Source organism: Pseudarthrobacter sp. HLT1-7, assembly GCF_059383435.1.
The window spans coordinates 50,467-73,617 of record NZ_JBWZCH010000012.1; the positions used below are offsets into that span (position 1 = coordinate 50,467).

Here is a 23,151-nt window from a genome sequence, read left to right on the forward strand (position 1 = left end):
TAACGACCCCCGGGCGTTGTTGCCAGGGTTTCCGGCCCTTGACGCGCAGTGGATTGGAGCGGCTGACGGGAATCGAACCCGCGTATCAAGCTTGGGAAGCTAGCGCTCTACCATTGAGCTACAGCCGCAGTGGGACTGTCCAAATTGCTGGACCTGGTGCCCAGTAAACACCGAGATTCACCTTACCCCAGCCTGGGCCCCTCTCTGAACAAGTCACGCCGGCGGGAGCGTGCTGATCGATCGCCCGGCCTCGTCACGCCCGCCCTTGCGGTGCGGGACGTCGCCGATGCCTCACCGGGGAACGACGGAGTCCTTTTAGGGCGCGCACTCCGGACTCTCGACTGATTCTTCGAGTGAATGTTCCAGTGGCGCATGACAGTCCAAGTGGTCGACCAAAGCAACAAGGGGTATCTCACGCTCGTGTCCATGCCGGCGCCATCCAATTCACTAAGGGGACCGAAGTCGACTGAGTCAAGGGAAGGTCTCCCCCGGGAATCAGCCCGGAAGGGCTCTTGAAAACGCCAGACTGAGCGCGCCAGATTGGATCAGCACTGTCCTAGGCAACTGTGTACCTTTCGGGCATGATGGGTAGGCGAGATGACTGGGTGCATCAAATTTATTGAGGACGCCACCTATTCGGAAATTTCTCCTCCAGAATCAGGGTTAGTCCGGTTCATTGTGTTAGGGAAGGCTGGCATTCATGCGAATCCTCTTCGATGCGCACTGGTGGATCGACGGACCGCCTTCCAACCGGGAAGTGCTCCGGCAGATGGTGCTAACTTGGAATCGCCAGTTTAGCAACGACGAACTCTTCGTGGCAGTACCGTCGAGACACGTCCTCGCTGCGTCGGCGGAGGTCCCTGACGGTGTTACGGTCGTTCGTTCGCGGATCGCCCCGCAAGGACTCAGTGCCATCATCGAACTGCCGTTGTTGAAGCTCAGGCACAAAGCCGATGTGATCATTTCCCATAACTTCACCCCTGCGTTCGGGACCTCGATGGTATTTGTTCACGATTTTCTTTTCTTGACAAATCCCGAATGGTTCACCTTTGCCGAAAACAGGTACTTCAGTCTTATGCCTGTCTCGGCCCGGCGGGCCAAGATAATTTTCACCTCGTCCGAAAATGAAGCACAGAGAATCCGGCGTTTCACCCGCAAAAATCAAGCAGTGCTCCCAGTGGGACTGGGGCCGAATACGAGCGTCATAAATGCCGTTCCTCAGCCAGTCCCAGAGCTGAGCGAAATGCGGGGGTTCATCTTGTCGGTGGGCCGGCTAAACATACGGAAGAACTTGGGTATGACTTTGGACGCGGCGCTTAAGTCGGGGCGGTTGTCACCGGAATATCCGCTAGTTGTTGTAGGTGCGGATTCGGGACGGGGCACAACGTATTCCCCGGCCGTGGCACAGGCTGTCCGGTCCGGAGCCGTCCGTTTCCTCGGATACACCAGCAACGAGGAGCTCGCCTGGCTGTATTCCAACGCGGATTTGTTCGTTTTCCTGTCATTGGACGAAGGATTCGGCATGCCCCTTCTGGAGGCGCTCGCACTGGGAACCCCTGTGCTGGCGAGCGACATACCTGTCTTTAGAGAGATCCTGGGCGATGCAGGAGCACTTGTAGACCCGGCGGATGTGGAGGCCATCTCAGCGGGAATCCAGGCGGCCATTGACTTCGGGTCGCCACAGGTCAATGCGTCAAAGGTGCTGGATAAGTATTCGTGGACTCTGAGCGTGAACAGGATGCGGGAGGCGGTTCATGACTGGCACATGACCGGCGGGGCCGACACATACGACATGGACAGCACCGGCCGGTGATTCGGCGGGCCCAACCTCAATCCACGGGTGCCGGATTACCGTGGGAGGGAAGATGGCTCCCGCAGTTCTGCTCAGGGAATGCGCGGAAATTGGCCCGGGCAGCTCGGCACGATTGCCGCGTCGCTGGAATCGGCAGCCACGTGCACAGCTTTGCACAACGTTCCGATCGCGCACGACGTCCATAACTCTTCGGTAAAGGCCCGCCCCGCGACCGCGGAAGGCGGACAGCGCTGTCTATCCTGAAAGAGTTAGCTGCAGTCTCCGGGGAAGCGGGCTACGCCTTCAGCCGTCCGCCGAGCAAGGACTATCGTGGCATTCGCAGAGTACGACGTCGTCATCGCGCGCGACGCCTTGAGCGTGTACAACTTCCTCGTGGACGCCCGGAATCTCCCGCGATGGCGCGCCGGAATCCGCAGCATCGAGCTGGAATCAGGCGCCGCCGGGTCAAAGGGTGCCGTCTACCGGCAGACCCTCGCCGGCCCGCGCGGCCGCCCGGTCGCCGGCAATTTTGAGATCACCGAAGCCCGGCCGGGGGCGGAAATCCAGTACCGGGTCCTTGTGGGCCGGACACGCCCGCACGGCGGCTACTACCTCAGTACCGAAGGCCAGCGCACGCGCGTCCGCTTCGCCCTGGAGCGCGAGCCGCGCGGGATCCTCGCGTGGCTGAAGTCCCCGTTCCGGCGGCAAATGAAGGCCGAGGTCCGCCAGCTGGAGCGGCTCAAGACGTTACTGGAAGATATGCCGGAAGCGGACTAGCCGCCGCTCGGGGCGGGACCATAAGCGGGACCAGCAGGTGGGAACCGGCAGGCGGGGACCAGTGGCCGTTCGGTCCGTAACACCGGCAGCCCCGCCCCTGCCTTGGTGGAGTACGGTAATTTGAGACTGTGCTGATCTCAGACCGCGACATTCGCAAAGAAATTGACTCCCGCCGGATCGTTTTGGACCCGTTCGACCCTGCCATGGTTCAGCCGTCGTCGGTGGACGTCCGGATCGACAGGTTCTTCCGGCTCTTCGACAACCACAAGTACGCCCACATCGACCCCGCGGAGGAACAGCCCGAGCTGACCCGCCTCGTTGAGGTGGGGTCCGGCGAGCCCTTCATCCTGCACCCGGGCGAATTCGTTCTCGGCTCCACCTACGAGGCGGTGACCTTGCCGGACGACATCGCCGCCCGGCTTGAGGGCAAGTCGTCGCTGGGCCGGCTGGGCCTGCTCACGCACTCGACCGCCGGCTTCATCGATCCGGGGTTCTCCGGCCACGTCACCCTGGAGCTCTCCAACATGGCGACGCTGCCGATCAAACTGTGGCCGGGTATGAAGATCGGCCAGCTGTGCTTCTTCCGGCTCACCTCGGCTGCCGAGCACCCTTACGGCTCCGGCGAATACGGCAACCGCTACCAGGGCCAGCGCGGCCCGACGGCGAGCCGCAGCCACCTGAACTTCCACCGCACAGAAATCTAGGCCCCGCGGGGGATCTATCGCGGGCGTTGCTGTTTAGATCCCGCCGGCCGTGCGGGCCGCAGCCTTGCGACTATTGGTTCGACGTATTTTGCCGCGAGCGGACCGGTGATAGCCATGATCAGCACATAGGCCGTGGCAAGCGCCGCGAGCTGCTGCGGGACCACGCCGGAAGCCACGGCCAGGCCCGCAATGACGATCGAGAACTCGCCGCGGGCGATCAGCGCCGCGCCGGCACGGAAACGGCCGGGCACACCGATCCCTGCCCGCTTCGCCGCCCAGATCCCGGTGATCATCTTGGTCGACGCCGTCACCAGGGCCAGCAGGAGCGCCCAGCCGAGGACCGGCGGGATGGTTGCGGGATCCGTGTTGAGGCCAAACACCACGAAGAATATGGCCGCGAACAGATCCCGCAGCGGTTCGAGGATCCGCGTTGCGTTGTGGGCCGTGACGCCCGAAATGGCAATCCCGAGCATAAAGGCGCCGACGGCGGCGGAGACCTGCATGGCGGCGGCGAGCCCGGCAACGAGCAGCGCTGCGCCCAGCAGGTTGAGCAGGAACACCTCGGAGTTTTCGCTGTGCACGGCCTTGGAGACATGGTGGCCGTGCCGCAGCGCGACGATCAGCACGACGGTGACGACGGCGAGGGAGATTCCCACGGTCTGCAGTCCCACGACGAAGCTGACTCCGGCCAAGGTGGCCGTCAGGATCGGCAGGTAGACCGCCATGGCCAGATCCTCAAACACGAGGATGGACAGCACCACCGGAGTCTCACGGTTGCCGATCCGGCCCAGATCGGTGATCACCTTCGCCGCGATGCCGGACGAGGAAATGTAGGTGACGCCGCCCATCACCATTGCACCCACGAGGCCCCAGCCCAACATGACCGCCAGTCCGGCGCCGGGGAGGAAATTCAGGACCAGGTCCAGGACGCCGGCCTGCCAGGACCGGCGCAGCCCGGTAACCAGCTCGGCAGCGGAATATTCCAAACCGAGCATAAGCAACAGGAGGATGACGCCGATCTCGCTTGAGAGGTGCGTGAACTCCTGCATCCCTTCGAGCTTGACGAGCCCGCCGGAGCCGAAAAACAGGCCGCCGACGAGGTACAGCGGGATAGGGGACATTCCGATCCGCCCGGCCAGCCGGGCCAGCAGGCCCAGGCAGAACACGACGGCCCCGAGTTCTATCAGGGTCAGTGCGAGCGGATCCATGCCGTTTAGCCGTTGCGCAGGATGGCGGCCGCTGTATCCAGGCCTTCTTGCGTTCCCACCGCAACGAGGAGATCGCCGGGGTGCAGGACGACGTCGGGGCCCGGCGAGGGGACCACCTCACCTTCGCGCATGATTGCCACGATCGACACACCGCTGCGGGTACGGATGCAGGCCTTGCCCATCGGCTGGTCGTGGAACGGAGATCCCACGCCGATAGAAAATTGCCGGGTCACGATCCCGGGGACCTCCCGGTGGGCTTCCGAGAGCTTCATCGCCAGACGCTGGCCGCCCAGGAGGTTGCCCAGGGCCGAGGCCTCATCGGCGGTCAGCGGGATGGATGCCTGGCAGGTGTCCGGATCGTCCCAGGTGGAGACAATGAGTTCCGTCTGGCCTTCGCGGTATTCAACGACGCCGATCCGGCGCCCCGAGGCGGTCATGAAGTCCTTGCGCCGGCCCAGGCCGGGGAGGTCAGTTTCATCCACGTTCATGCCACCAGCCTAGTGCGCGGTGCGGCTTTCCGCGCAGGTTCAGGCTTCGGGGACGACGGCGATTTCCACCTTCCCCGGCGGCCTGACCGGCAGCAGGACCAGGAGCCCGGCGAGCAGCACCACCATGATGCCGAGGATGCCCCAGCGCTGGGCTTCGCCGGCCGGCACGAGCGGGGCGGCGACGGCGATGCACAGGGTGAAGAGGGCCGGGGCGAGGAAGCTGACGGCCCGGCCCGTGGTGGCGTACAGGCCGAAGAGTTCGCCGGACTCTCCGTGCGGGGCGAGCCGGGCCAGGTAGGCGCGCGAGGAGGACTGCGCGGGCCCCACGAAGAGGCACAGGAACAGCCCGAAAACCCAGAATGTCGTGGTGCCGGCCCACTCCGTGCCGAAGAAGACATGGCTGCCGCTGCCGAGGACCAGGATCGTGGTGCCGGCAATCAGCAGGCCGATGAGGGAGCCGATTATGACGGCCTTCGGACCGATCCGGTCATCCAGGACTCCGCCCAGGATGGCGCCCACGGCGGCCACAACGTTGCCGAAGATGGCGAAGAAGATGACCTCCTTGAGTTCGAAGCCGAAGGTGCCGGCCGCGATGATCCCGCCGAAGGTGAACACGGCGGCAAGCCCGTCCCGGAAGATTGCGCTGGCCAGCAGGAAATAGATGGTGTGCGGGCTGGTCTTGTAGATCGCCCTGATCCGGCGCACCAGAAGGCCGTAGGAGGCCAGGAAGCCCAGTCCGGCGCCTTGTTTGGTCTTGGGCAGTTCCGGGACGGCGAACAGCACCGGCAGGGCAAAGATGACAAACCACAAGGCGGAGAACACGGCCACGAGGCGGATGTTCAGGCTGTCCTCGGTGGAGGAACCGAACCAGTCGAAGCTGGGCTGGACGAAGAGCTGAAGCACCATGAGCAGCGCCACGATGCCGCCGAGGTAGCCCATGCCCCAGCCGAAGCCGCTGACCTTGCCGATGTTCTTCGGGGTGGAGACCTGCGCCAGCATGGCGTTGTAGTTGACGCCCGCGAACTCGAAGAACACATTGCCCAGCGCAATCAGCGTCACGCCCAGCAGCAGGAATTCCGGGCGCGGGAAGACAAAGAAGCAAAGACCGGTCAGGAGTGCGACGGCGGCCGTGTTGACGCCCAGCCACAGCCTGCGGCGCCCGCCGGCGTCGGACCGCTGCCCGGTGACCGGCGCCAGCAGGGCGATGGCGGCGCCGGCGATGGCCAGCGCCCCGCCGAGGACGGCGGAGGCCTGGTCCTCGCCGCCGAATGCCCTGGACGTCAGGTAGACCGTGAAGACAAAGGTGGTCATGACGGCGTTGAAGGCTGCGGAACCCCAGTCCCAGGCGGCCCAGGCAAGGACCCGCCCCTTGTTGGTGGCCTGGCTTCCCGATTCAAGGTCCGAGGACGGTCGTATGGCCTCTGGGGCGGGGGCGGAGTTCATAGCGTGAATAGTATCCGCCGGCGGCGAACTCCGGCAGAACAAACCGGGTAGTTTGAGGGACGCCGGGTGGAGGGCCGGGGGAAAAGAATTTGTCGACGCTTGGTAAACTGTCCGCACTGAACCTAACGAATACCCGCCTGTCCCAACTTTGTGACGGGCGGACTTTTTGACACACGCATTCCTGACGTTGCGGAGATACCAGTGATCACAGTCCTTGCCGCGCACCTTGCGGTGGCTGCTGTGGCGCCGTTTATCTTCCGGAGATTCGGCCGCAAGTCGTTCTACGCCCTCGCCGCGGTCCCCGCCGGTGCGTTCATCTGGCTCATCCTGCAGCACGGCGCCGTCTACGCGGACACCGGAACTGCCGGCGCCACGGCGGAGGTGCTGCCGTGGATCCCCGACCTCAGACTCGAGCTCGCCTTCCGGATGGATGCTCTGGCCTGGGTAATGTCGCTGCTCGTCCTGGGGGTTGGCGCGCTGGTGCTCGCCTACTGCGCCCACTACTTCAAGGACAAGGACGACTATCTGGGCGGATTCGGCGCCCAGCTGCTGGCCTTCGCCGGAGCCATGTTCGGCCTGGTCACTGCCGATGATCTGCTCCTAATGTTCATCTTCTGGGAACTGACGACCGTCCTGTCCTACCTGCTGATCGGCTACGCCCGGACCCGGCTGGCTGCACGCCGCTCGGCGCTCCAGGCCCTCATGGTGACCACCGCCGGCGGCCTGGCGATGCTCGTGGGCCTGATCATGCTGGGCTTCAGCGCAGGAACCTACCGGATCTCCGCCATCCTGGAGCTGGCCCCCACTCTGGTTAACGGACCCGCCGGGGCGGCCGTCGGCGCCGCCGTCGTCCTGATCCTGACCGGTGCCATCACGAAGTCCGCGCTTGTCCCGTTCCACTTCTGGCTCCCGGGCGCCATGGCCGCCCCCACCCCGGTGAGCGCCTACCTGCACGCCGCGGCGATGGTGAAGGCCGGCATCTACCTCGTGGCGCGGCTCGCCCCGGGCTTCGCCGAAACGGCGTTCTGGCTCCCCGTGGTGCTGGGCCTGGGGCTGGCTACCATGCTGGTGGGCGGCTACCGCGCCCTCCGCCAGACGGACATCAAGCTCATCCTGGCCTACGGCACCGTCAGCCAGCTCGGCTTCCTGACCATGGTGGTGGGGCTCGGCAAACCCGACGCGGCACTCGCCGGCCTTGCCCTGCTCCTGGCGCACGGGTTGTTCAAGGCCACGCTCTTCCTCGTGGTGGGCATCATCGACCACCAGGCCGGCACCCGCGACATCCGCAAGCTCTCCGGCGTCTACGGCTCCTCCCCGGCGCTGGCGGTCGTGGCCGCGATTGGTGCCGCCTCGATGGCCGGTCTCCCGCCGCTGGCCGGCTTCGTCGCCAAGGAATCGGTCTTCGAGGCCTTTGTCCACTACGCCGCCGACCCCACCGCGGGGCCGTGGGGCATGGTGGTCCTGATCGGGCTGGTCCTGGGTTCCGTCCTCACCTTCGCCTACAGCGCACGGTTCATGTGGGGCGCCTTCGCGGTCAAACCCGGCGTCGGGAACACCCCGTTTAAGCCGATCACGCCGGCCTTCCTCGCAGCCCCGGCCATCCTGAGCGTCCTGACCATCGGCTACGGCGTCTGGCCGGCCCCCGTGGACGGCTGGATCCAGCCGTACGCAGCACTCTTTTCGAGCAGCCCGGCGAGCGGCCCGGCGGCCGACGGCGGCGCCACGGGCTACCTGGCGCTGTGGCACGGTTTCACGCCGGCGCTGGGGTTGACCGCCCTCACCTTCGCCCTGGGCCTGGCCATGTTCTACGGCCGGAACGCCGTCGCCAGGGCGCAGGGCCTGGTTCCCGGCTGGATCGACGGCGACCGGAGCTACCAGCTGGCCATCGGCGCCCTCGACGATGCCGCTGTCTGGGTCACCGGCCGGACCCAGCGGGGTTCGCTGTTCTTCTACCTCTCCGTCATCCTTACCGTGGCGTTCGTCCTGCCGCTCACCGCGCTGGTGCTCGCCAACAAGCCGCTCCCCGAGGACGTCTACTTCATCGACCCGAGCTCCCCGCTGCAGATTGTGGTCGGCGCCGGAATCGTGATTGGGGCACTCGCCGCAGTCCGGGCCAACAAGCGTTTCCTGGCCGTGCTGATGGTCTCCGTGACCGGCTACGGCATCGCCCTGATGTTCGCCCTGCAGGGCGCCCCGGACCTCGCATTGACCCAGATGCTCGTGGAAACCATCATCCTGGTGGCGTTCGTTCTCGCGATGCGCAGCCTCCCTGCCGAGCTGCGGGACCGCACCGGCGGAAAGTACCGCGTGGCCCGCGTGATCATCGGCGCCGCCTTCGGCGTCACGATGATCTTCGTCGCCATCTACGCCCTCGGCGCCCGCGTGGCGGAGCCCGTCTCGCTGGAGTTCCCGAGGCTGGCCTACGAGGGCGGCGGGGGACTGAACATCGTCAACGTGACACTGGTGGACATCCGGGCCTGGGACACCTTCGGCGAGATCTCCGTCCTGGCCCTGGCCGCGACGGGCGTGGCGAGCCTCATCTTCGTGCGGGGCCGCGGGGACCGCATCCGCTCCTCGTCCACCGTGGACGAAGGGACAGTAGGCCGCCGCACCGCCGCCCGGGGCAACACCCGCGACGACGCGGCACTGGCCATGAGCCGCCGCTTCGCCGCCCCCGGCCGTGACGCCTGGCTCGTGGCCGGGCGGACCATGGCGCCGGAACGCCGCTCGATCATTTTCGAGGTGGTCACCCGGCTGATCTTCCATTCCATGATCGTCTTCTCCATCTATCTCCTCCTGGCCGGCCACAACCTGCCCGGCGGAGGTTTCGCCGGCGGCCTCACGGCCGGGCTGGCGCTGACCCTGCGCTACCTCGCCGGCGGCCGCTACGAACTGCGCGAAGCCACCCCGATCAGCGCCGGAACCCTGCTGGGCATCGGACTCGCGACGGCGGCCGCCTCCGGCGTAACGCCCCTGTTGCTGGGCGGCCAGGTGTTCCAGAGTGCCATCATCGGGCTCTGGCTGCCGGTGTTCGGGGACATCAAGTTCGTCACCTCGACGCTCTTCGACATCGGCGTCTACATCGTGGTCGTTGGCCTGGTGCTGGACGTGCTCCGCAGCCTCGGCGCGGAAATCGACGAGCACTTCGAGGAGCAGCCGGCGGAACCGTCCGAAGAGCAGCAGAGCGGCGCGGGCCGCTTCCAGGGGGCCGGCGCGGAAACTACTGCCAGGGGAAAAGCATGAGCGTCAACCTGACCCTGCTGACCGTCATGGGAGCCCTGTACGCGTGCGGCATCTACCTGATCCTGGAGCGCAGCCTGACCCGGGTCCTGCTGGGCCTTATGCTGCTGGCCAATGCCACCAATCTGCTGATCCTCGCCACCGGCGGCTACGCCGGGCTGGCGCCGATGTTCGGCAAGGACACCGATCCGAGGGACTACAACGATCCGCTGCCGCAGGCGCTGATCCTCACCTCGATCGTGATCTCATTCGCCGTCACCGCGTTTATGCTCGGCATGATCTACCGGACTTGGGTCCTGGCCCGCCAGGACGAGATCCAGGACGACGCCGAGGACCGGCGGGTGGCGAAGACGCCCAGCTTCGACATTGAGGACGACTCCGTGATCCCGGTGGAGACCTCCGAGTTCCCGCTCACGATGATCGGCTCGGACAGCCAGGCGGTCTCCGATGTTCCATCCGGGACCGCCACCGTCAAGGTAGGCGACCGGAAGCTCGACGCCGGGGAGGCTGCCTCGGAGGAGCAGCCCGGTTCCCTGAAGGTCATTCCCCCCGGACAGGAAGGAGGGGACAAGTGAATATCGCCAGCTTCGCCCCGCTCGCCGTCGTACTTCCCATCCTGGGCGCCGCCCTGACCTTCCTGCTGATACGGCACCCCCGGGCCCAGCGGACCGTCAGCATCGCGCTGCTGTCCCTGACGCTGCTGCTTGAATGCCTGCTGCTCGCCTCCGTCTGGCAAGGCGGCACGGAGGCGGTCAACATCGGCGGCTGGCTGCCGCCCTGGGGCATCGTGATGGTGGTGGACCAGTTCTCCTCGCTGATGCTGGTGGTCTCCTCCGCCGTGAGCCTCGCCGTGCTGGTGTACGCCACGGGGCAGGGCATGGCCGACGGCGACCGGGACGCGCCGGTTTCGATCTTCCACCCGACCTATCTGATCCTGGTGGCCGGGGTGTCCAACGCCTTCCTGTCCGGGGACCTGTTTAACCTCTACGTGGGGTTCGAGATCCTCCTGACGGCCAGTTACGTGCTGATGACCCTCGGCGGGACCGGCCCGCGGATCCGCGCAGGCGTGACCTATGTGGTGGTTTCGGTGGTCTCCTCGGTGCTGTTCCTGATCGCGATCGCGATGATCTACGGCGCCACCGGAACCATCAACATGGCTGACCTGGCCATCAAGCTGGCCGACCTGGACCAGGGCACACGCACCCTGCTGCACGTGATGCTGCTGGTGGCCTTCGGCATCAAGGCAGCTGTGTTCCCGCTGTCCTTCTGGCTTCCCGACTCGTATCCGACGGCCCCGGCGCCCGTCACCGCGGTGTTCGCCGGGCTGCTGACGAAGGTGGGCGTCTACGCGATGGTCCGCACCGAAACGCTGCTCTTCCCGGGGGACACGCTCAACTCCCCGCTGATGGTGGCCGCGCTGTTGACCATGCTGGTCGGCATTCTGGGCGCCCTGGCCCAGAGCGACATCAAGCGGCTGCTGTCCTTTACGCTGGTCAGCCATATCGGCTACATGGTGTTCGGGCTGGCCATGTCCTCGGCGGCCGGCCTCGGCGCCGCCGTCTTCTATGTGGCGCACCACATCACCATCCAGACCAGCCTTTTCCTGGTGACCGGCCTGATTGAACGCCGCGGCGGAAGTTCCTCAGTGGACCGTGTGGCCGGGCTGGCCAAGCTGAGCCCGCTGCTGGCCGTGCTGTTCTTTATCCCGGCCATGAACCTGGCCGGGATCCCGCCGTTCTCCGGCTTCCTGGGCAAACTCGGCCTGCTGCAGGCCGGCGTCGAGCTCGGCACGCCGCTGGCGTTCGCGCTGGTGGTCGGCGGAGTGGTAACCAGCCTGCTGACCCTACTTGCCGTCGCGAGGGTCTGGAACCGTGCGTTCTGGCGCAAGCCCGAGGACGCGGAACACCCCGATCCGGTGCTGCTGGCCGCTCCCGGGGACGCAGCCACGGGGGACCGGGCCGGCAAGAGCAACGTCACCCTGTTGCCGCGGACCATGGTGGGCTCCACCCTGGGGCTGGTGATCTTCGGCGTCGCGCTGACGGTGTTCGCCGGTCCGCTGTTCCGGGTGGCGGAGCAGTCCGCCGGGGAGATGCTGGACCGGACGGCCTACATCGAGGCCGTGCTCGGCGAGGATGCACCCGTGCCCGCATTGTCGCAGCCGCAGCCGCAGCCTCTGCCGCAGCCTCCGGGGGGCGGCAAATGAGCCGGAAACGGATCTCGCTGCGCCAGGAACTGCCCCTGCTGGTCTGGCTGGTGATCGTCTGGTGCGCCCTCTGGCAGGACTTCCGCCCGGGCAACCTGCTCTTCGGCTCCCTTGTCGCCGTCGTGGTGGCCAGGCTGTTCTACCTGCCCCCGGTGGAACTCGGCGGCCGCTTCAACGTGCTGCGGGCCCTGCCCTTTGCCGTGCTCTTCCTCGGCAGGGTCGTGGCAGCGAGCTTCCAGGTCCTGTACCTCGCCGTAGCCAAGGGGCCCGCGGTGATCAGCGCCGTCGTCGCCGTCCCGCTGCGGAGCCACTCTGACCTGCTGGTGACCGCCACCGGACACGTGATCTCGCTCATCCCCGGCTCACTGGTGGTGGACGTGGACCGGTCCACCTCCACGCTGTACATCCACGGCATCAACGTCCGTGATGCCACGGATGCCGCCAAACTCCGCAAGGACGTCCGCGACACCGAGGCCGGGCTGATCCGGATCATGGGCACTCGGGCCGAACTTTCCGCACTGAAACAGGAGGTGGGCGCATGATGCAGCTTGTCCTGACCATCACCTCGGTGGTGCTGTCCCTGGCCGCAGCGGGCGCCATCATCCGGATCTCGCGGGGCCCTTCGCTGCTGGACCGGGTGCTGGCGGCCGACGTGCTGCTCGCCATCCTGGGCGCGGCGCTGTGCATCGACATGGCCGCCAACCGGCACCTGAACAACCTGATGCTGGTGGTGGCCGTGTCCATCATCGGGTTCATCGGATCCGTGACCGTTGCCAGGTTCGTGGCCGACCGGCGGGAGCACGCCCGTGAATCCTGAAACCTTCTCCGGCGACACCGTGATTGACGCCGTCTCGGCCGTCTTTATGGTCCTCGGAGCGCTGATGTCCCTGGCGGCGGCCGTGGGCCTGCTGCGCTTCCCGGACCTCATGAGCCGGATGCACGCCGCCACCAAGCCGCAGGTGCTGGGACTGTTCCTGCTGCTCGCCGCCGTCGGGCTGCAGATGCGCACCTGGTGGGTGTGGCCGGTGCTCGTGGTGGCCTGGATCTTCCAGCTGCTGACCGTGCCGGTCTCCGCCCATATGGTGGGCCGGGCCGGCTACCGCACCAAACACCTGCACCGTGAACTGCTGAGCAGTGATGAGCTGGAGGCCGTAGTGCAGCACGCGGCGAAGAAGCGCCGATTTACGGACGACGGCGGCGCGGCTGCCGGCGACTGGTGATTGGGTCCGGGGTACCCACCAGCTGGACCACCGGCGCCCAGGGACCGGGTTGTTAGACGATGTCCCGGGACTTGGCGAAGCGGGTGACGGCGCGCTGGGTGCCACGGTTTGCGAGGACCTGGATGATGGCGCTGACCGAGGCGGAGATCAGCGCGAAGGTCAGGGCCGAACGCAGCGTGGTGGGAATGTCGTCGTCGTGGCCCTTGGGCGGCTTGTTGCCGGTGGACTTCTCCCACACGGTGTCGACGAGTTTGGTGCCGACGAAGCCGGCCAGCAGGCTGATGCCGGTGCCGAGCAGTTTGATGAAAATGTTCATTCTTGGCAACTCCTTGCGGGAGGAAACAGGGCTTCCCCTAGCCTAGCGTTCCCGGCCGGGCGCCGGACACCTTAGCCTGGCGGCGTTGTGTGGCCGAGGATTTCCGACAGGGCTTCCACCACCAGGTCATGGTCCGCTTTCTGCGGCAAGCCAGACACCGTGACCGTGGCAACGGCCCCGGTTCCGCGCACATAGATGGGGAAGGCGCCGCCGTGGGCCGCGAACACCTGCTGGTCGAACCAGGCGCTGTCCTCGATCCTCCCGCCGGCCGCCCGGGCCCGAAGACCCACGAGCAGGGACGGGACTTCGTAGCGTACGGCCGTGCGCTGCTTGGCCCTGATCCAGCGTTCGTTGTCCGGGGTGGCGCCCGCCAGCGCTGCGTGGAAGAGCACCTGCTCACCTTTGGTGATGTCCACGGCGATGGGGTGCGAGCGTTGCCGGCCGAGCTCCACCAGGAGAATCCCGAGGTCCAGGGCATCGTCGTTGCTGAACGACTGGAATTGCAGCTCGTCGATTTCGGCCAGGATCCGGCCGATAAGCGCCGCCAGGGATCCGGGCGGCTGCGGTTCCGCGGAGTCCGGGTCGTAGCCGGTGGAAGACTCTGGTGCGTTGGTCATGTGGTTCAGCCTCCGATAATTCGCCGCCGTTGGCTAGTGGGCATTTTCGTTGATCTGGCCGGACGCAGGTGGTCGTTGGCGGCGCTCCTTCCCGGTTACCTGCCGCCACAGCTCCCATCGGCCCGGGAAAGGCCCGGATTCCCGCGGGCTTGTGGCGCCGGGCGCCGAAGTAACTGGGCAGGAACGTCGCGGCCCGTCGCGTTGGGCTCGTCCGGTCAGGCGTTGGGCGGGTCCGGCGGCGTGGAATCTGGCGTCGCCAAGGGGGACATGCCCATTCTTCGCTCCCGGGCCTGGGCATAGTGACGCTCTGTCCATCCGCTGGCCCCGGCGCGGAGCATGTCCCTGAGCCGTGTCCTCCCAGCCCCAGGGCCAAGCCCCCGACGAACCAACGAAATGGCCACCTGCCCTGCCGGCTCTTCGAATCGGGGCGGCGTGCCGGGTGTAAACTGGGGAACGCCCATCAGGGCGATCTTAAATACGACAGGGGAGCGCCGCCGTCGGGCATCACTGGAGAAATCCAGCGGAACCGCAGGTGGGCGCTGAGAGTGCGGACAGCCGCAGACCCTCGAACCTGATCCGGTTAGTACCGGCGCAAGGGAGTCGAGTTCTCAGAGTGCCCGGCGGGGCGGCGGAAGCCGCGGCCCCGCCGGAGCACCCTCCCCTCCTGTTCCTCAGGAGGACGACATGACTGATACATCTGCAGCGCAAGGTTCTGCCCGCAAGGCACTCACCCGGCCCGGTTACAGCTGGCGAGTGGTGGATATTGTGGTGGCCGCGTTGATCGCGGTGGCCGGCGGCGTGATCTTCTGGGCCTGGTCCCAGGGCGCCAACGTTATTTCCGCACCCGTCAACGCGTTCTACCCGCCGCTGACCGGGCTCTACGCCGGCGGCTGGATGATCCCGGCGGTGCTGGGCATGCTTATCATCCGCAAGCCGGGCGCTGCCCTGTTCTGTGAAACCGTGGCCGCTACCGGCGAGCTCATCATGGGCTCGCAGTATGGAGTCACGGTGCTGATCTCCGGCCTCCTGCAGGGCCTCGGCGCGGAGCTGGTGTTCGCCGCAGTGGTTTACAAGAAGTTCAACCTTCCCGTCTCGCTGCTGGCCGGTGCCGGCGCGGGCCTGTTCTGCGGACTCAACGATTCGTTCCTGCCCTGGGGTTGGAACATTGCCTACGCCGGCGGGGACAAGCTTGCCTACATCATTTTCACCGCCATCTCCGGGGCCCTGATCGCCGGCGGACTGTCCTGGCTCGCCACCCGCGGGCTGGCCAGGACCGGGGTGCTGGGCTCCTTCGCGTCCCGGAAGGCCGCATCGGAACCCGTCTTCTCCTGACGGCAGCACTCGACTGATGACATCCATTGACAGGGTCCGCCCGGCCGCGGTCAGCGCGCGCGGCTGGGGCTGGCGGCACGCCGGAAGAACCCAACCCGCCGTCAACGGCCTGGACCTGGACATCCGGCCCGGGGAACGCGTGCTGCTGCTGGGGCCCTCCGGCGCCGGCAAATCCACGCTGCTCCATGCCCTGGCGGGGGTGCTGGGCGATAGCTCCGCCGGTGCCACAGGGCGTGCCGGCGCCGCTGGCACTGGCGCTGGCGTTGGCCGTGCCGCCGGACGCGCGCCGGCGGACGCCGAGGACCCGGACGAGACCGGCAGCCTCCTGATCGACGGTGCCCCGCCGCGGGCACAGCGCGGCCGGGCCGGGCTGATGCAGCAGGATCCGGAGACCCAGGTGGTGCTCTCGCGCCTCGCCGACGATGTCGCGTTCGGTGCGGAGAACCTGTCCGTGCCCCGGGAGGAGATCTGGCGGAGGGTGGCGGAAGCGCTGGACGACGTCGGGCTGGGCCGGCTGCCGCCGGACCACCCGACGTCGTCGCTCTCCGGCGGGCAGAAGCAGCGCCTGGCGCTCGCCGGCATCCTGGCGATGCGCCCCGGGCTCATCCTGCTCGACGAGCCCACCGCAAACCTGGACCCCGCCGGTGTCCTGGAAGTCCGCGACGCAGTGGGACGCTGCCTCGACAAGACCGGGGCCACCCTGGTGGTGGTGGAGCACCGGGTCTCGATCTGGAAGGACCTCGTGGACCGGATCGTGGTCCTGCAGCCGGGATCAGCCACCGAGGCCGCCGTGCTGATCGACGGGCCGCCGGACCAGGTCCTGGCGCAGGCGCGGGACATGCTCATCGCTGCGGGCGTCTGGGTTCCGGGTTATGTGCCGCAGACCCGGGCACGCAGCACGGCCGTATCCGGCGGCTCCGGGGGCGGCTCCGCGGGGCAGCTGCTGCTCGCCGCCGAGGACCTGGCCGTCTCCCGCGGACGGCCCCGCCGGTCCGGGGTCCGCGGCGGGTTCCGCGCTATCGCGCCGGAACCTGTGCAGTCCGGCATCACGGCCCGGATCCGCGCCGGAGAAGCGCTGACCGTTACCGGGCCCAACGGCTCGGGGAAGTCCACGTTCGCCCTGACCCTGGCCGGTCTGCTCGCGCCGGTGTCCGGCACGGTGTCCGCCACGCCGGAACTGGGCGCAGGTGCCGGCACCGACCCCTACAAATGGAGGGCCCGGCAGCTGATCCCGCGGATCGGCACCGTGTTCCAGGAGCCGGAGCACCAGTTCGTCACCGGCCGTGTGCTGGACGAACTGATGTTCGGCCCCCGTCACCTGGGCCGCGGCGAGGAACGGGTGGACGAACTGCTGGAACGCCTGCGGCTGACCAAGCTCGTGGACGCCAACCCCTACACCCTCTCCGGCGGCGAAAAACGGCGCCTCTCCGTGGCCACCGTGCTCGCCGCGCACCCGCGGGTGCTCGTCCTGGATGAGCCGACCTTCGGCCAGGACGCCAACACCTGGGCCGAGCTTGCCTCCTTCCTCGCCGAACTTCTCGACGCCGGCACCGCGGTGGTGTCCGTGACGCACGATGCGGATTTCACCGACGTCCTGGGCGGCACCGAGCTCAGACTCCGCGCCGCTGAGCGCGACGAACCCGGGCACCTCGAACCGGGAAAGGTGGGCGCACCGTGAGGGAGGAACAGACCCTGCGCGGCAACCACGCCCTGCTGGCCCGAGCCAACCCGCTGGCGAAGTTCGCCGCCGTCGTGCTCATCACGATGGTCCTGGCGCTGTCCATCGACTGGGTGTCCGCCTCAGTGGCGCTCATTCTCGAGCTGGCGCTTTTTCCGCTGGCCGGGCTGACTCTCGGCCTGCTCTGGCAGCGCGGCTGGCCGCTGGTCCTGGCGGCGGCGCTGGGCGGTTGGAGCACCACGATCCTGGCGCCGGATTCCGGTGTCATACTGCTCGACGCCGGGATCTGGTCCATCAGCGAAGGATCCCTCGAGCTGGGGCTGGGTTTTATGCTCCGCGGACTGGCGATAGCACTGCCGGCCGTGCTGCTGATGAGCTGCACCGACCCCACGGACCTCGCCGACGCCCTGGCACAGAAGGCGAAATTGCCACACCGCTTTGTGCTGGGCACCCTGGCAGCCATGCGGCTCGTGGGGCTCATGGCCGAGGAATGGCACACCATCGGCATGGCCCGCCGTGCCCGCGGCGTGGGCTCCCACGGGAATCCGGTGCAGCGGCTCCGGGCCACGCTGGGGCAGAGCTTCGGGCTGCTGGTCCAGGCGGTCCGGCGTGCCACCCGGCTGGCGGTCACCATGGAGGCACGAGGGTTCGGCGGCTCACAGCGGACGTGGGCGCGGAAATCGGTCTACAGCATCCTTGACGTGTGGGTGCTGCTGGGCGGGCTGGGGATCGCCGTGGCCGCCGTCGCCGCGGCGCTGGGGGCCGGGACCTGGAACATGGTTTTCCTCGCGCGGCAGTAGCGGGCAGTATCGCACAGTACGGATATTCCTGCGAGTTTAACGCCATTCCGGCGGTAATCCCCGGGGTGAATAACTCATCCGTGATATTTTTTTGTGATGACTCAACAGACTGCTGAACATGTAGGCGTGCTGCTCCGCGATGCCCGCGGCCAGAAAGGCTGGACCCAGGGACAGCTCGCCGCCGAGCTGGGAACCAGCCAGAGCGCCATCGCCAGGATGGAACAGGGCAAGCAGAATCTGAGCCTGAAAATGATCCAGCGGCTCGAGACCATCTTCGGCCGCACCATCGTCAAGGTGGGCCGCCCGGCCATGACCCACCTCCGGGTGGAGGGCGGCCGCAGCCTCTCCGGCGCCGTCGACGTCAACAGCAGCAAGAACGCCGGCGTCGCCCTGCTTTGCGCCAGCCTGATCAACCGCGGCACCACGACGCTGCGCCGGCTGGCCCGGATCGAAGAGGTCAACCGGATCGTGGAGGTGCTGACCAGCATCGGCGTCGAATGCACCTGGCTCAACGCCAGCGATCTGCAGATCCGCCGCCCCGCCGTCCTGGACCTCGGCTCCATGGACGTGGAAGCTGCCCGCCGTACCCGCAGCGTAATTATGCTGCTGGGTCCCTTGCTGGACGAATCCAGCGAATACCGGCTGCCCTACGCGGGCGGCTGCGACCTCGGCACCCGCACCGTGCAGCCGCACATGCAGGCGCTGCGCCAGTTCGGCCTGAGCGTGGACGCCAAGTCCGGCTTCTACGCGGTGCAGGCACCGCCGTCGGACGGACTTGACCGCTCCTTCGTGCTCGGCGAACGCGGTGACACCGTCACGGAGAACGCCATCATGGCCGCCGCCCACCGCTGCGGCACCACGATCATCCGCAACGCCAGCCCCAACTATATGGTCCAGGACCTCTGCTTCTACCTGCAGATGCTCGGTGTGCAGATCGACGGTGTGGGAACCACCACCCTGAAGATCACCGGCCGGCCCTCGATCGAGGTCGACATCGAGTACTTCCCGTCCGAGGACCCGATCGAGGCGATGAGCCTCATCACGGCTGGCATTGTGACGGACTCGGAAGTCACCATCCGCCGCGTCCCCATCGAGTTCATGGAAATCGAACTCGCGACGCTGGAGCAGATGGGCCAGCGGCTTGAGGTCTCCGGCGAGTACCTGGCCCGCAACGGCCGCACCAGGCTGGTGGACGTCACCACCAAGCCGTCTGCACTGCACGCGCCGGAGGACAAGATCCACCCCATGCCGTTCCCCGGCCTGAACATCGATAACCTGCCGTTCTTCGCGGTCATCGCAGCCAATGCCACGGGCCAGACGATGATCCACGACTGGGTCTACGACAACCGCGCGATCTACCTCACCGAACTGAACAAGCTCGGCGCCCAGGTGCAGCTGCTGGACCCGCACCGGATCTACGTCAACGGCCCCACCAAGTGGCGCGCGGCCGAGGTGGGCTGCCCGCCCGCGCTCCGCCCCGCCGCCTGCCTGCTGCTGGCGATGCTCGCTGCCCGCGGCGTCTCCGAACTGCGGAACATCTACGTGATCGAGCGCGGCTACGAAGACCTGGCCGAGCGGCTGAACACCATCGGCGCGAAGATCGAGTACTTCCAGGACTGACCCGCGGCGCCCCACTGACCAAAGCAACGCGGGGTCACATCGCGCCCGTCCGGCGGCCCGGCATGGGCGCGGAGTGACCCCGCGTTGGGGTAGCGCGCTTGGGCCGGTCCTGACGCACAATAGATGCATGCGCACCTTCGGTGTGGAGGAAGAACTGCTGATCGTCGACCCGGGAACGGGGATGCCCCTTGCCCTGGCCGACGTTATGCTGCCCACGCTGGTCCCGCCAGGGCCGGACACCGGCCGGGAGGTGGCCGCCGGTGTGCCCAGGACTCCGGTCCATGAGGACGCCGGCTTCAGCTTCGAGCTCAAACTTGAACAGATTGAAACCCGGACGCAGCCGTGCCTGGACTACGCCGCACTCTTGCGGCAGGTCCTGCAGGGCCGCGCCCTGGCAGACCAGGCCGCCCGGGAACACGGCGCCCGCGTCGCGGCCCTGGCCACCTCGCCCCGGCGATCCGCGACCCACACCACGCCCAAACCGCGCTACATCGCCATGCAGGAGCGTTTCGGGGTGATCGTCCGGAACCAGCTGACCTGCGGCTTCCACGTCCATACCCTCGTGGAGTCGCCGGAGGAGGGCGTGGCGGTGATGGACCGGATCCGCGACAAGCTGGCCGTGCTGATAGCCCTCAGCGCGAACTCGCCCTACTGGAACGGCGCGGAGACAGGCTTTGAAAGCTACCGCACGCAGGCGTGGAACCGCTGGCCGGGCTCGGGGCCTACCATGATCTTCGGCAGCCTGCCGGTCTACCGGCGGTTAGTGACCAGGCTCGTGGACAGCGGCGTGCTGCTGGACGAGGGGATGATCTACTTCGACGCGAGGCTCTGCCGGCACCATCCCACCGTGGAGGTCCGGGTCGCGGATGTGTGCCTCCGGGCCAGGGACGCGGCGCTGCTCGCCGTGCTGGTGCGCGCGCTGGTGGAATCGGCCGCCCGGGAATGGGCCGACGGCGTCGAACCCGCCCCGGTGCCGACGCTGCTGCTGCGGATGGCGGCCTGGCAGGCCAGCAATTGCGGGCTGCGCGGGCAGCTGCTGGACTTCGGCACCTTCACCCCCGCCCCGGCGCCGGACGTCGTCCAGGCCCTCGTGGACTATCTGGCCCCCGTGCTGGCGGAGCAGGGCGAGCTCGAGCAGGTCCGGGCGGGCATCGCGCGGATCCTCAGTGAAGGGACCGGTTCCCAGCTGCAGCGCCGGCCGTTCGCGCACGGTGGACTCGCCGCCGTCGTGGCCCGGGCCGTGCAGCTGACCGGCGAGGGGGCCGGGACCGGGGATCCCGCGGAACAGGCCCCGGCCCTGGGCCGGGTGCGCCGGGCCTGACATCGCCGGGCCGAACAGCGCAGCGGGACATGCCCATTGTTCGCACCCGGGACTGGTCATAATGGCACTTTGTCCATCCGCTGGCTCCGGCGCGGGGCATGTCCCTTCGGGTCGGTGTCCAGTCCAGCGGGACATGCCCATTGTTCGCACCCGGGACCGGGCACAATGGCACTATGTCCATCTGCTGGCTCCGGCGCGGGGCATGTCCCAGAGTCCGGCCACCGCGCCCGGACCCCCGACGAACTAACGAGAATGCCCGCTAGACCTTCTTGAGCGCCTGGCCGAGGTCGCTGATCAGGTCATCGCTGTCTTCCAGTCCCACGGAGAGCCGCACGACGCCGTCGCTAAGCCCGATCGCCGCACGGCCATCCGGGCCCATGGCACGGTGTGTTGTTGTGGCGGGGTGGGTGATGAGGGACTTCGCGTCGCCCAGGTTGTTGGAGATATCGATGATGCGCAGCCCGTCCAGCAGGGCGAACGCGGCGTCCTTGGCGGTGCGGCCCGGCGACGGCGAGAGCTCAAGCGTGAGCACCGTGCCGCCGGCCTTCATCTGCTTCGCGGCCAGCCCGTACTGCGGGTGCGATTTCAGCAGCGGGTACTTCACCCAGCTCACCGCGGGCTGTCCCTCGAGCCATTCGGCCAGCCGCAGGGCCGACGCCGCGGAGTGGTTCACCCGCAGGGCCATGGTTTCCAGACCCTTGGTCAGCACCCAGGCGTTGAACGCGGAGAGCGCCGGGCCGGTGTGGCGCATGAGCTGCTTGACCGGGCCCCCGATGAATTCCCTGGTACCCAGGATGGCGCCGCCGAGCACCCGGCCCTGGCCGTCTATGTGTTTGGTGCCGGAGTAGACGATCACGTCCGCGCCGAGCTCCCCGCAGCGCTGCAGCAGGGGAGTGGCAAAGACATTGTCGACGACGACCGTGGCGCCGGCTGCGTGTGCCAGTTCGCTCACGGCGGCGATGTCCACGATTTCCTGCATCGGGTTCGACGGCGACTCGAAGAAGACCGCCGTCGTCGGCTCGGCCAGCGCGGCCTGCCATTGTGCCAGGTCCGGGCCGTCCACGAAGACCGTCTCCACGCCCCAGCGCGGCAGGATCTCGTTGAGGATCACGAAGCAGGAGCCGAAAAGTGAGCGGGCGGCCACCACACGGTCGCCCGCCGCCAGCAGCGCGCCGAGAGCGGTGAACACCGCGGACATCCCGGACGCCGTCGCAAAGCACGCCTCGGTGCCTTCGAGCAGCCGGAGCCGTTCCTGGAAGGTCGCCACAGAGGGGTTGCCGTAGCGGGAGTAGACGAAGCGCTCGTCCTCGCCGGTGAAGGCGCGTTCCGCTGCGGCGGCTGATTCGTAGACGAAACCGGAGTTAAGGAAGATCGGCTCGGTGGTTTCCTGGAAGCCGGTGCGGTCGAGTCCGCCGCGGACGGCCTGCGTGCCGGGACCCCAGCCGGCGGCGTCGGGATTGAAGGTCACCTAGTGCTTTCCGCGGATGGTGGGCAGGCCCCGGTTCTTCCAGCCGTTGACTGTCCGTCCGCCGTGCCGGTCCGGTTCGCCCTCGAAACCTTCGAGGACGTTGTACGAGGTGAAACCGGCCTCGGTGGCGGCCTCCGCGGCGGCGATGGAGCGCACGCCGGAACGGCAGAGAAATATCAGTTCGATGCCGTGACCTTCGGGTGCCTGCTGTTTCAGCTGGTCCACGAACTGTCTGTTGGGGATACCGCCGGCCAGGTTCCACTGGATGAACAGCGGGGCGTTCCGGGTGCCGTTCGCGGATGCGGTGTCCGGGACGCCGATGTGGGCCCATTCATCCTCGGTGCGGACGTCCACCAGGAGCGCGCCCGCCTCAAGCCTGGCCCAGGCTTCCTGCGGGCTGAGGTCCCCGGCGTACCTCACGCGTGGCCCTCGATGGTCTCTTCGTAGCCGAAACCGTCGCTGTCCAGATCCTCGACAGCGCTGGCGACGGCGGCGTCCGCGCTGGCGATTGCTGCCGGCAGCACCACAGCCTGGACAACAATGACGCTGCTGCCGTTGACGGTAGCGGAGGGGCTTCCGTGCAACACATAGCCCTCGGCCAGGGCAGCGGAGACGCGCTCGCAGAAAGCGCGGTCGTCTGGGCCGGTGAACAGGCGGTAGGCCAGCTTTTCCTCTTCGGTTGCGGCGGTTGCGGCAGTCGCGGCAGTTGCCGCGGGGGACGGGGCGGGTGCTGTGCTTGGCACGGCGGGGGCGGACGCGTCAGTCACGACGGATCTCCTTCTTTCACGCTTGCAGCTCGAATGGTCGATATGCCGAGTATTCACCTGAGGCACCCCGCCGCGAAAGGGAGGGTTGCCGACCGGCCAGTCAGGGCTTGGCGCCGGGTCTCATTACTCCCCAAAAACGTAACACTTACGACGCCGG

The 23,151-nt window shown here is 67.3% G+C and carries 22 protein-coding genes, 1 tRNA gene and 2 riboswitches; of the genes, 14 read left to right on the forward strand and 9 right to left on the reverse strand.

Going from position 1 to position 23,151, the window contains the following annotated elements; genetic code table 11:
- Positions 1–54: 54 nt before the first annotated feature.
- A tRNA-Gly gene (locus AC50X6_RS12495) sits at positions 55–128 on the reverse strand.
- Between the two features lie 572 nt (positions 129–700).
- On the opposite strand from AC50X6_RS12495, the gene AC50X6_RS12500 reads away from it, so the two are divergent.
- The 3 genes from AC50X6_RS12500 to dcd all read left to right on the forward strand — a co-directional run bounded on the left by AC50X6_RS12500 (position 701) and on the right by dcd (position 3,273).
- The gene (locus AC50X6_RS12500) at positions 701–1,813 is read left to right on the forward strand and encodes a glycosyltransferase family 4 protein (protein ID WP_494966525.1); all 1,113 of its coding nucleotides are present in this window, start codon (positions 701–703) and stop codon (positions 1,811–1,813) included.
- Between the two features lie 309 nt (positions 1,814–2,122).
- Complete coding sequence (locus AC50X6_RS12505) at positions 2,123–2,569, forward strand: SRPBCC family protein (protein ID WP_494966526.1); 447 nt, start codon at positions 2,123–2,125, stop codon at positions 2,567–2,569.
- Positions 2,570–2,697: 128 nt separating this feature from the next.
- Positions 2,698–3,273, forward strand: a complete 576-nt coding sequence (gene dcd / locus AC50X6_RS12510; protein ID WP_326967269.1) for a dCTP deaminase — start codon at positions 2,698–2,700, stop codon at positions 3,271–3,273.
- Between the two features lie 14 nt (positions 3,274–3,287).
- On the opposite strand, the gene AC50X6_RS12515 is transcribed toward dcd, so the two are convergent.
- Genes AC50X6_RS12515 through AC50X6_RS12525 form a run of 3 tightly spaced genes read right to left on the reverse strand, consistent with a single transcriptional unit; the run spans position 3,288 to position 6,412 of the window.
- Complete coding sequence (locus AC50X6_RS12515) at positions 3,288–4,481, reverse strand: cation:proton antiporter (RefSeq protein WP_494966527.1); 1,194 nt, start codon at positions 4,479–4,481, stop codon at positions 3,288–3,290.
- Positions 4,482–4,486: 5 nt separating this feature from the next.
- Positions 4,487–4,969, reverse strand: coding sequence for a cation:proton antiporter regulatory subunit (locus AC50X6_RS12520; RefSeq protein WP_494966528.1), 483 nt, complete (start codon positions 4,967–4,969; stop codon positions 4,487–4,489).
- A 39-nt stretch (positions 4,970–5,008) separates the two neighbouring features.
- Positions 5,009–6,412 (reverse strand): MFS transporter, encoded by a 1,404-nt coding sequence (locus AC50X6_RS12525; protein WP_494966529.1) that lies wholly within the window; start codon positions 6,410–6,412, stop codon positions 5,009–5,011.
- A 201-nt stretch (positions 6,413–6,613) separates the two neighbouring features.
- Here AC50X6_RS12525 and AC50X6_RS12530 point away from each other — a divergent pair, with 201 nt between their 5' ends.
- From AC50X6_RS12530 to mnhG, 6 genes are read left to right on the forward strand one after another with little or no spacing between them, the layout of a single operon-like run.
- Positions 6,614–9,655: a Na+/H+ antiporter subunit A gene (locus tag AC50X6_RS12530; protein ID WP_494966530.1), complete on the forward strand. Its 3,042-nt coding sequence runs from the start codon at positions 6,614–6,616 to the stop codon at positions 9,653–9,655.
- Positions 9,652–10,227, forward strand: coding sequence for a Na(+)/H(+) antiporter subunit C (locus AC50X6_RS12535; protein WP_494966531.1), 576 nt, complete (start codon positions 9,652–9,654; stop codon positions 10,225–10,227). Before AC50X6_RS12530 ends, AC50X6_RS12535 begins: the two co-directional genes overlap by 4 nt.
- Complete coding sequence (locus tag AC50X6_RS12540; RefSeq protein ID WP_494966532.1) at positions 10,224–11,855, forward strand: Na+/H+ antiporter subunit D; 1,632 nt, start codon at positions 10,224–10,226, stop codon at positions 11,853–11,855. The genes AC50X6_RS12535 and AC50X6_RS12540 overlap by 4 nt, the downstream gene beginning before the upstream one ends.
- Positions 11,852–12,397 (forward strand): Na+/H+ antiporter subunit E, encoded by a 546-nt coding sequence (locus AC50X6_RS12545; protein WP_494966533.1) that lies wholly within the window; start codon positions 11,852–11,854, stop codon positions 12,395–12,397. Before AC50X6_RS12540 ends, AC50X6_RS12545 begins: the two co-directional genes overlap by 4 nt.
- Positions 12,394–12,672, forward strand: a complete 279-nt coding sequence (locus tag AC50X6_RS12550) for an MrpF/PhaF family protein (protein ID WP_326967277.1) — start codon at positions 12,394–12,396, stop codon at positions 12,670–12,672. Before AC50X6_RS12545 ends, AC50X6_RS12550 begins: the two co-directional genes overlap by 4 nt.
- The gene (mnhG, locus tag AC50X6_RS12555; RefSeq protein WP_494966534.1) at positions 12,662–13,075 is read left to right on the forward strand and encodes a monovalent cation/H(+) antiporter subunit G; all 414 of its coding nucleotides are present in this window, start codon (positions 12,662–12,664) and stop codon (positions 13,073–13,075) included. Before AC50X6_RS12550 ends, mnhG begins: the two co-directional genes overlap by 11 nt.
- A gap of 52 nt (positions 13,076–13,127) precedes the next feature.
- Here mnhG and AC50X6_RS12560 read toward each other — a convergent pair whose 3' ends face one another.
- A complete protein-coding gene (locus AC50X6_RS12560; RefSeq protein ID WP_494966535.1) occupies positions 13,128–13,391 on the reverse strand; it encodes a DUF4235 domain-containing protein in 264 nt (87 codons plus the stop codon).
- Positions 13,392–13,462: 71 nt separating this feature from the next.
- Positions 13,463–14,008 (reverse strand): heme-degrading domain-containing protein, encoded by a 546-nt coding sequence (locus tag AC50X6_RS12565; RefSeq protein ID WP_494966536.1) that lies wholly within the window; start codon positions 14,006–14,008, stop codon positions 13,463–13,465.
- Between the two features lie 472 nt (positions 14,009–14,480).
- Positions 14,481–14,624: riboswitch (TPP riboswitch) on the forward strand.
- Between the two features lie 68 nt (positions 14,625–14,692).
- On the opposite strand from AC50X6_RS12565, the gene AC50X6_RS12570 reads away from it, so the two are divergent.
- From AC50X6_RS12570 to AC50X6_RS12590, 5 genes are all read left to right on the forward strand, one after another.
- Entirely contained in the window at positions 14,693–15,340 is a 648-nt protein-coding gene (locus tag AC50X6_RS12570) for an ECF transporter S component (RefSeq protein WP_494966537.1), read from the forward strand.
- A gap of 16 nt (positions 15,341–15,356) precedes the next feature.
- Positions 15,357–17,018 carry an ABC transporter ATP-binding protein gene (locus AC50X6_RS12575; RefSeq protein ID WP_494966538.1) on the forward strand — a complete coding sequence of 554 codons (1,662 nt, stop codon included), beginning with the start codon at positions 15,357–15,359 and terminating at the stop codon, positions 17,016–17,018.
- Positions 17,015–17,818, forward strand: coding sequence for an energy-coupling factor transporter transmembrane component T family protein (locus tag AC50X6_RS12580; RefSeq protein WP_494966539.1), 804 nt, complete (start codon positions 17,015–17,017; stop codon positions 17,816–17,818). The genes AC50X6_RS12575 and AC50X6_RS12580 overlap by 4 nt, the downstream gene beginning before the upstream one ends.
- A gap of 96 nt (positions 17,819–17,914) precedes the next feature.
- Positions 17,915–19,438 (forward strand): UDP-N-acetylglucosamine 1-carboxyvinyltransferase, encoded by a 1,524-nt coding sequence (locus tag AC50X6_RS12585; RefSeq protein WP_494966540.1) that lies wholly within the window; start codon positions 17,915–17,917, stop codon positions 19,436–19,438.
- A 127-nt stretch (positions 19,439–19,565) separates the two neighbouring features.
- Positions 19,566–20,759 (forward strand): glutamate--cysteine ligase 2, encoded by a 1,194-nt coding sequence (locus AC50X6_RS12590; protein WP_494966541.1) that lies wholly within the window; start codon positions 19,566–19,568, stop codon positions 20,757–20,759.
- A 259-nt stretch (positions 20,760–21,018) separates the two neighbouring features.
- Here the strand turns inward: AC50X6_RS12590 and AC50X6_RS12595 are convergent, their stop codons facing one another.
- The 3 genes from AC50X6_RS12595 to AC50X6_RS12605 are packed head-to-tail and all read right to left on the reverse strand — an operon-like array spanning position 21,019 to position 22,892.
- Positions 21,019–22,227, reverse strand: a complete 1,209-nt coding sequence (locus AC50X6_RS12595; RefSeq protein ID WP_494966542.1) for an O-succinylhomoserine sulfhydrylase — start codon at positions 22,225–22,227, stop codon at positions 21,019–21,021.
- On the reverse strand, positions 22,228–22,647 hold the full coding sequence (locus tag AC50X6_RS12600; protein WP_494966543.1) for a rhodanese-like domain-containing protein: 420 nt from the start codon (positions 22,645–22,647) through the stop codon (positions 22,228–22,230).
- Positions 22,644–22,892, reverse strand: coding sequence for a DUF1737 domain-containing protein (locus tag AC50X6_RS12605; RefSeq protein WP_494966588.1), 249 nt, complete (start codon positions 22,890–22,892; stop codon positions 22,644–22,646). Before AC50X6_RS12605 ends, AC50X6_RS12600 begins: the two co-directional genes overlap by 4 nt.
- 115 nt (positions 22,893–23,007) lie before the next feature.
- Positions 23,008–23,122: riboswitch (SAM riboswitch) on the reverse strand.
- Positions 23,123–23,151 lie beyond the last annotated feature (29 nt).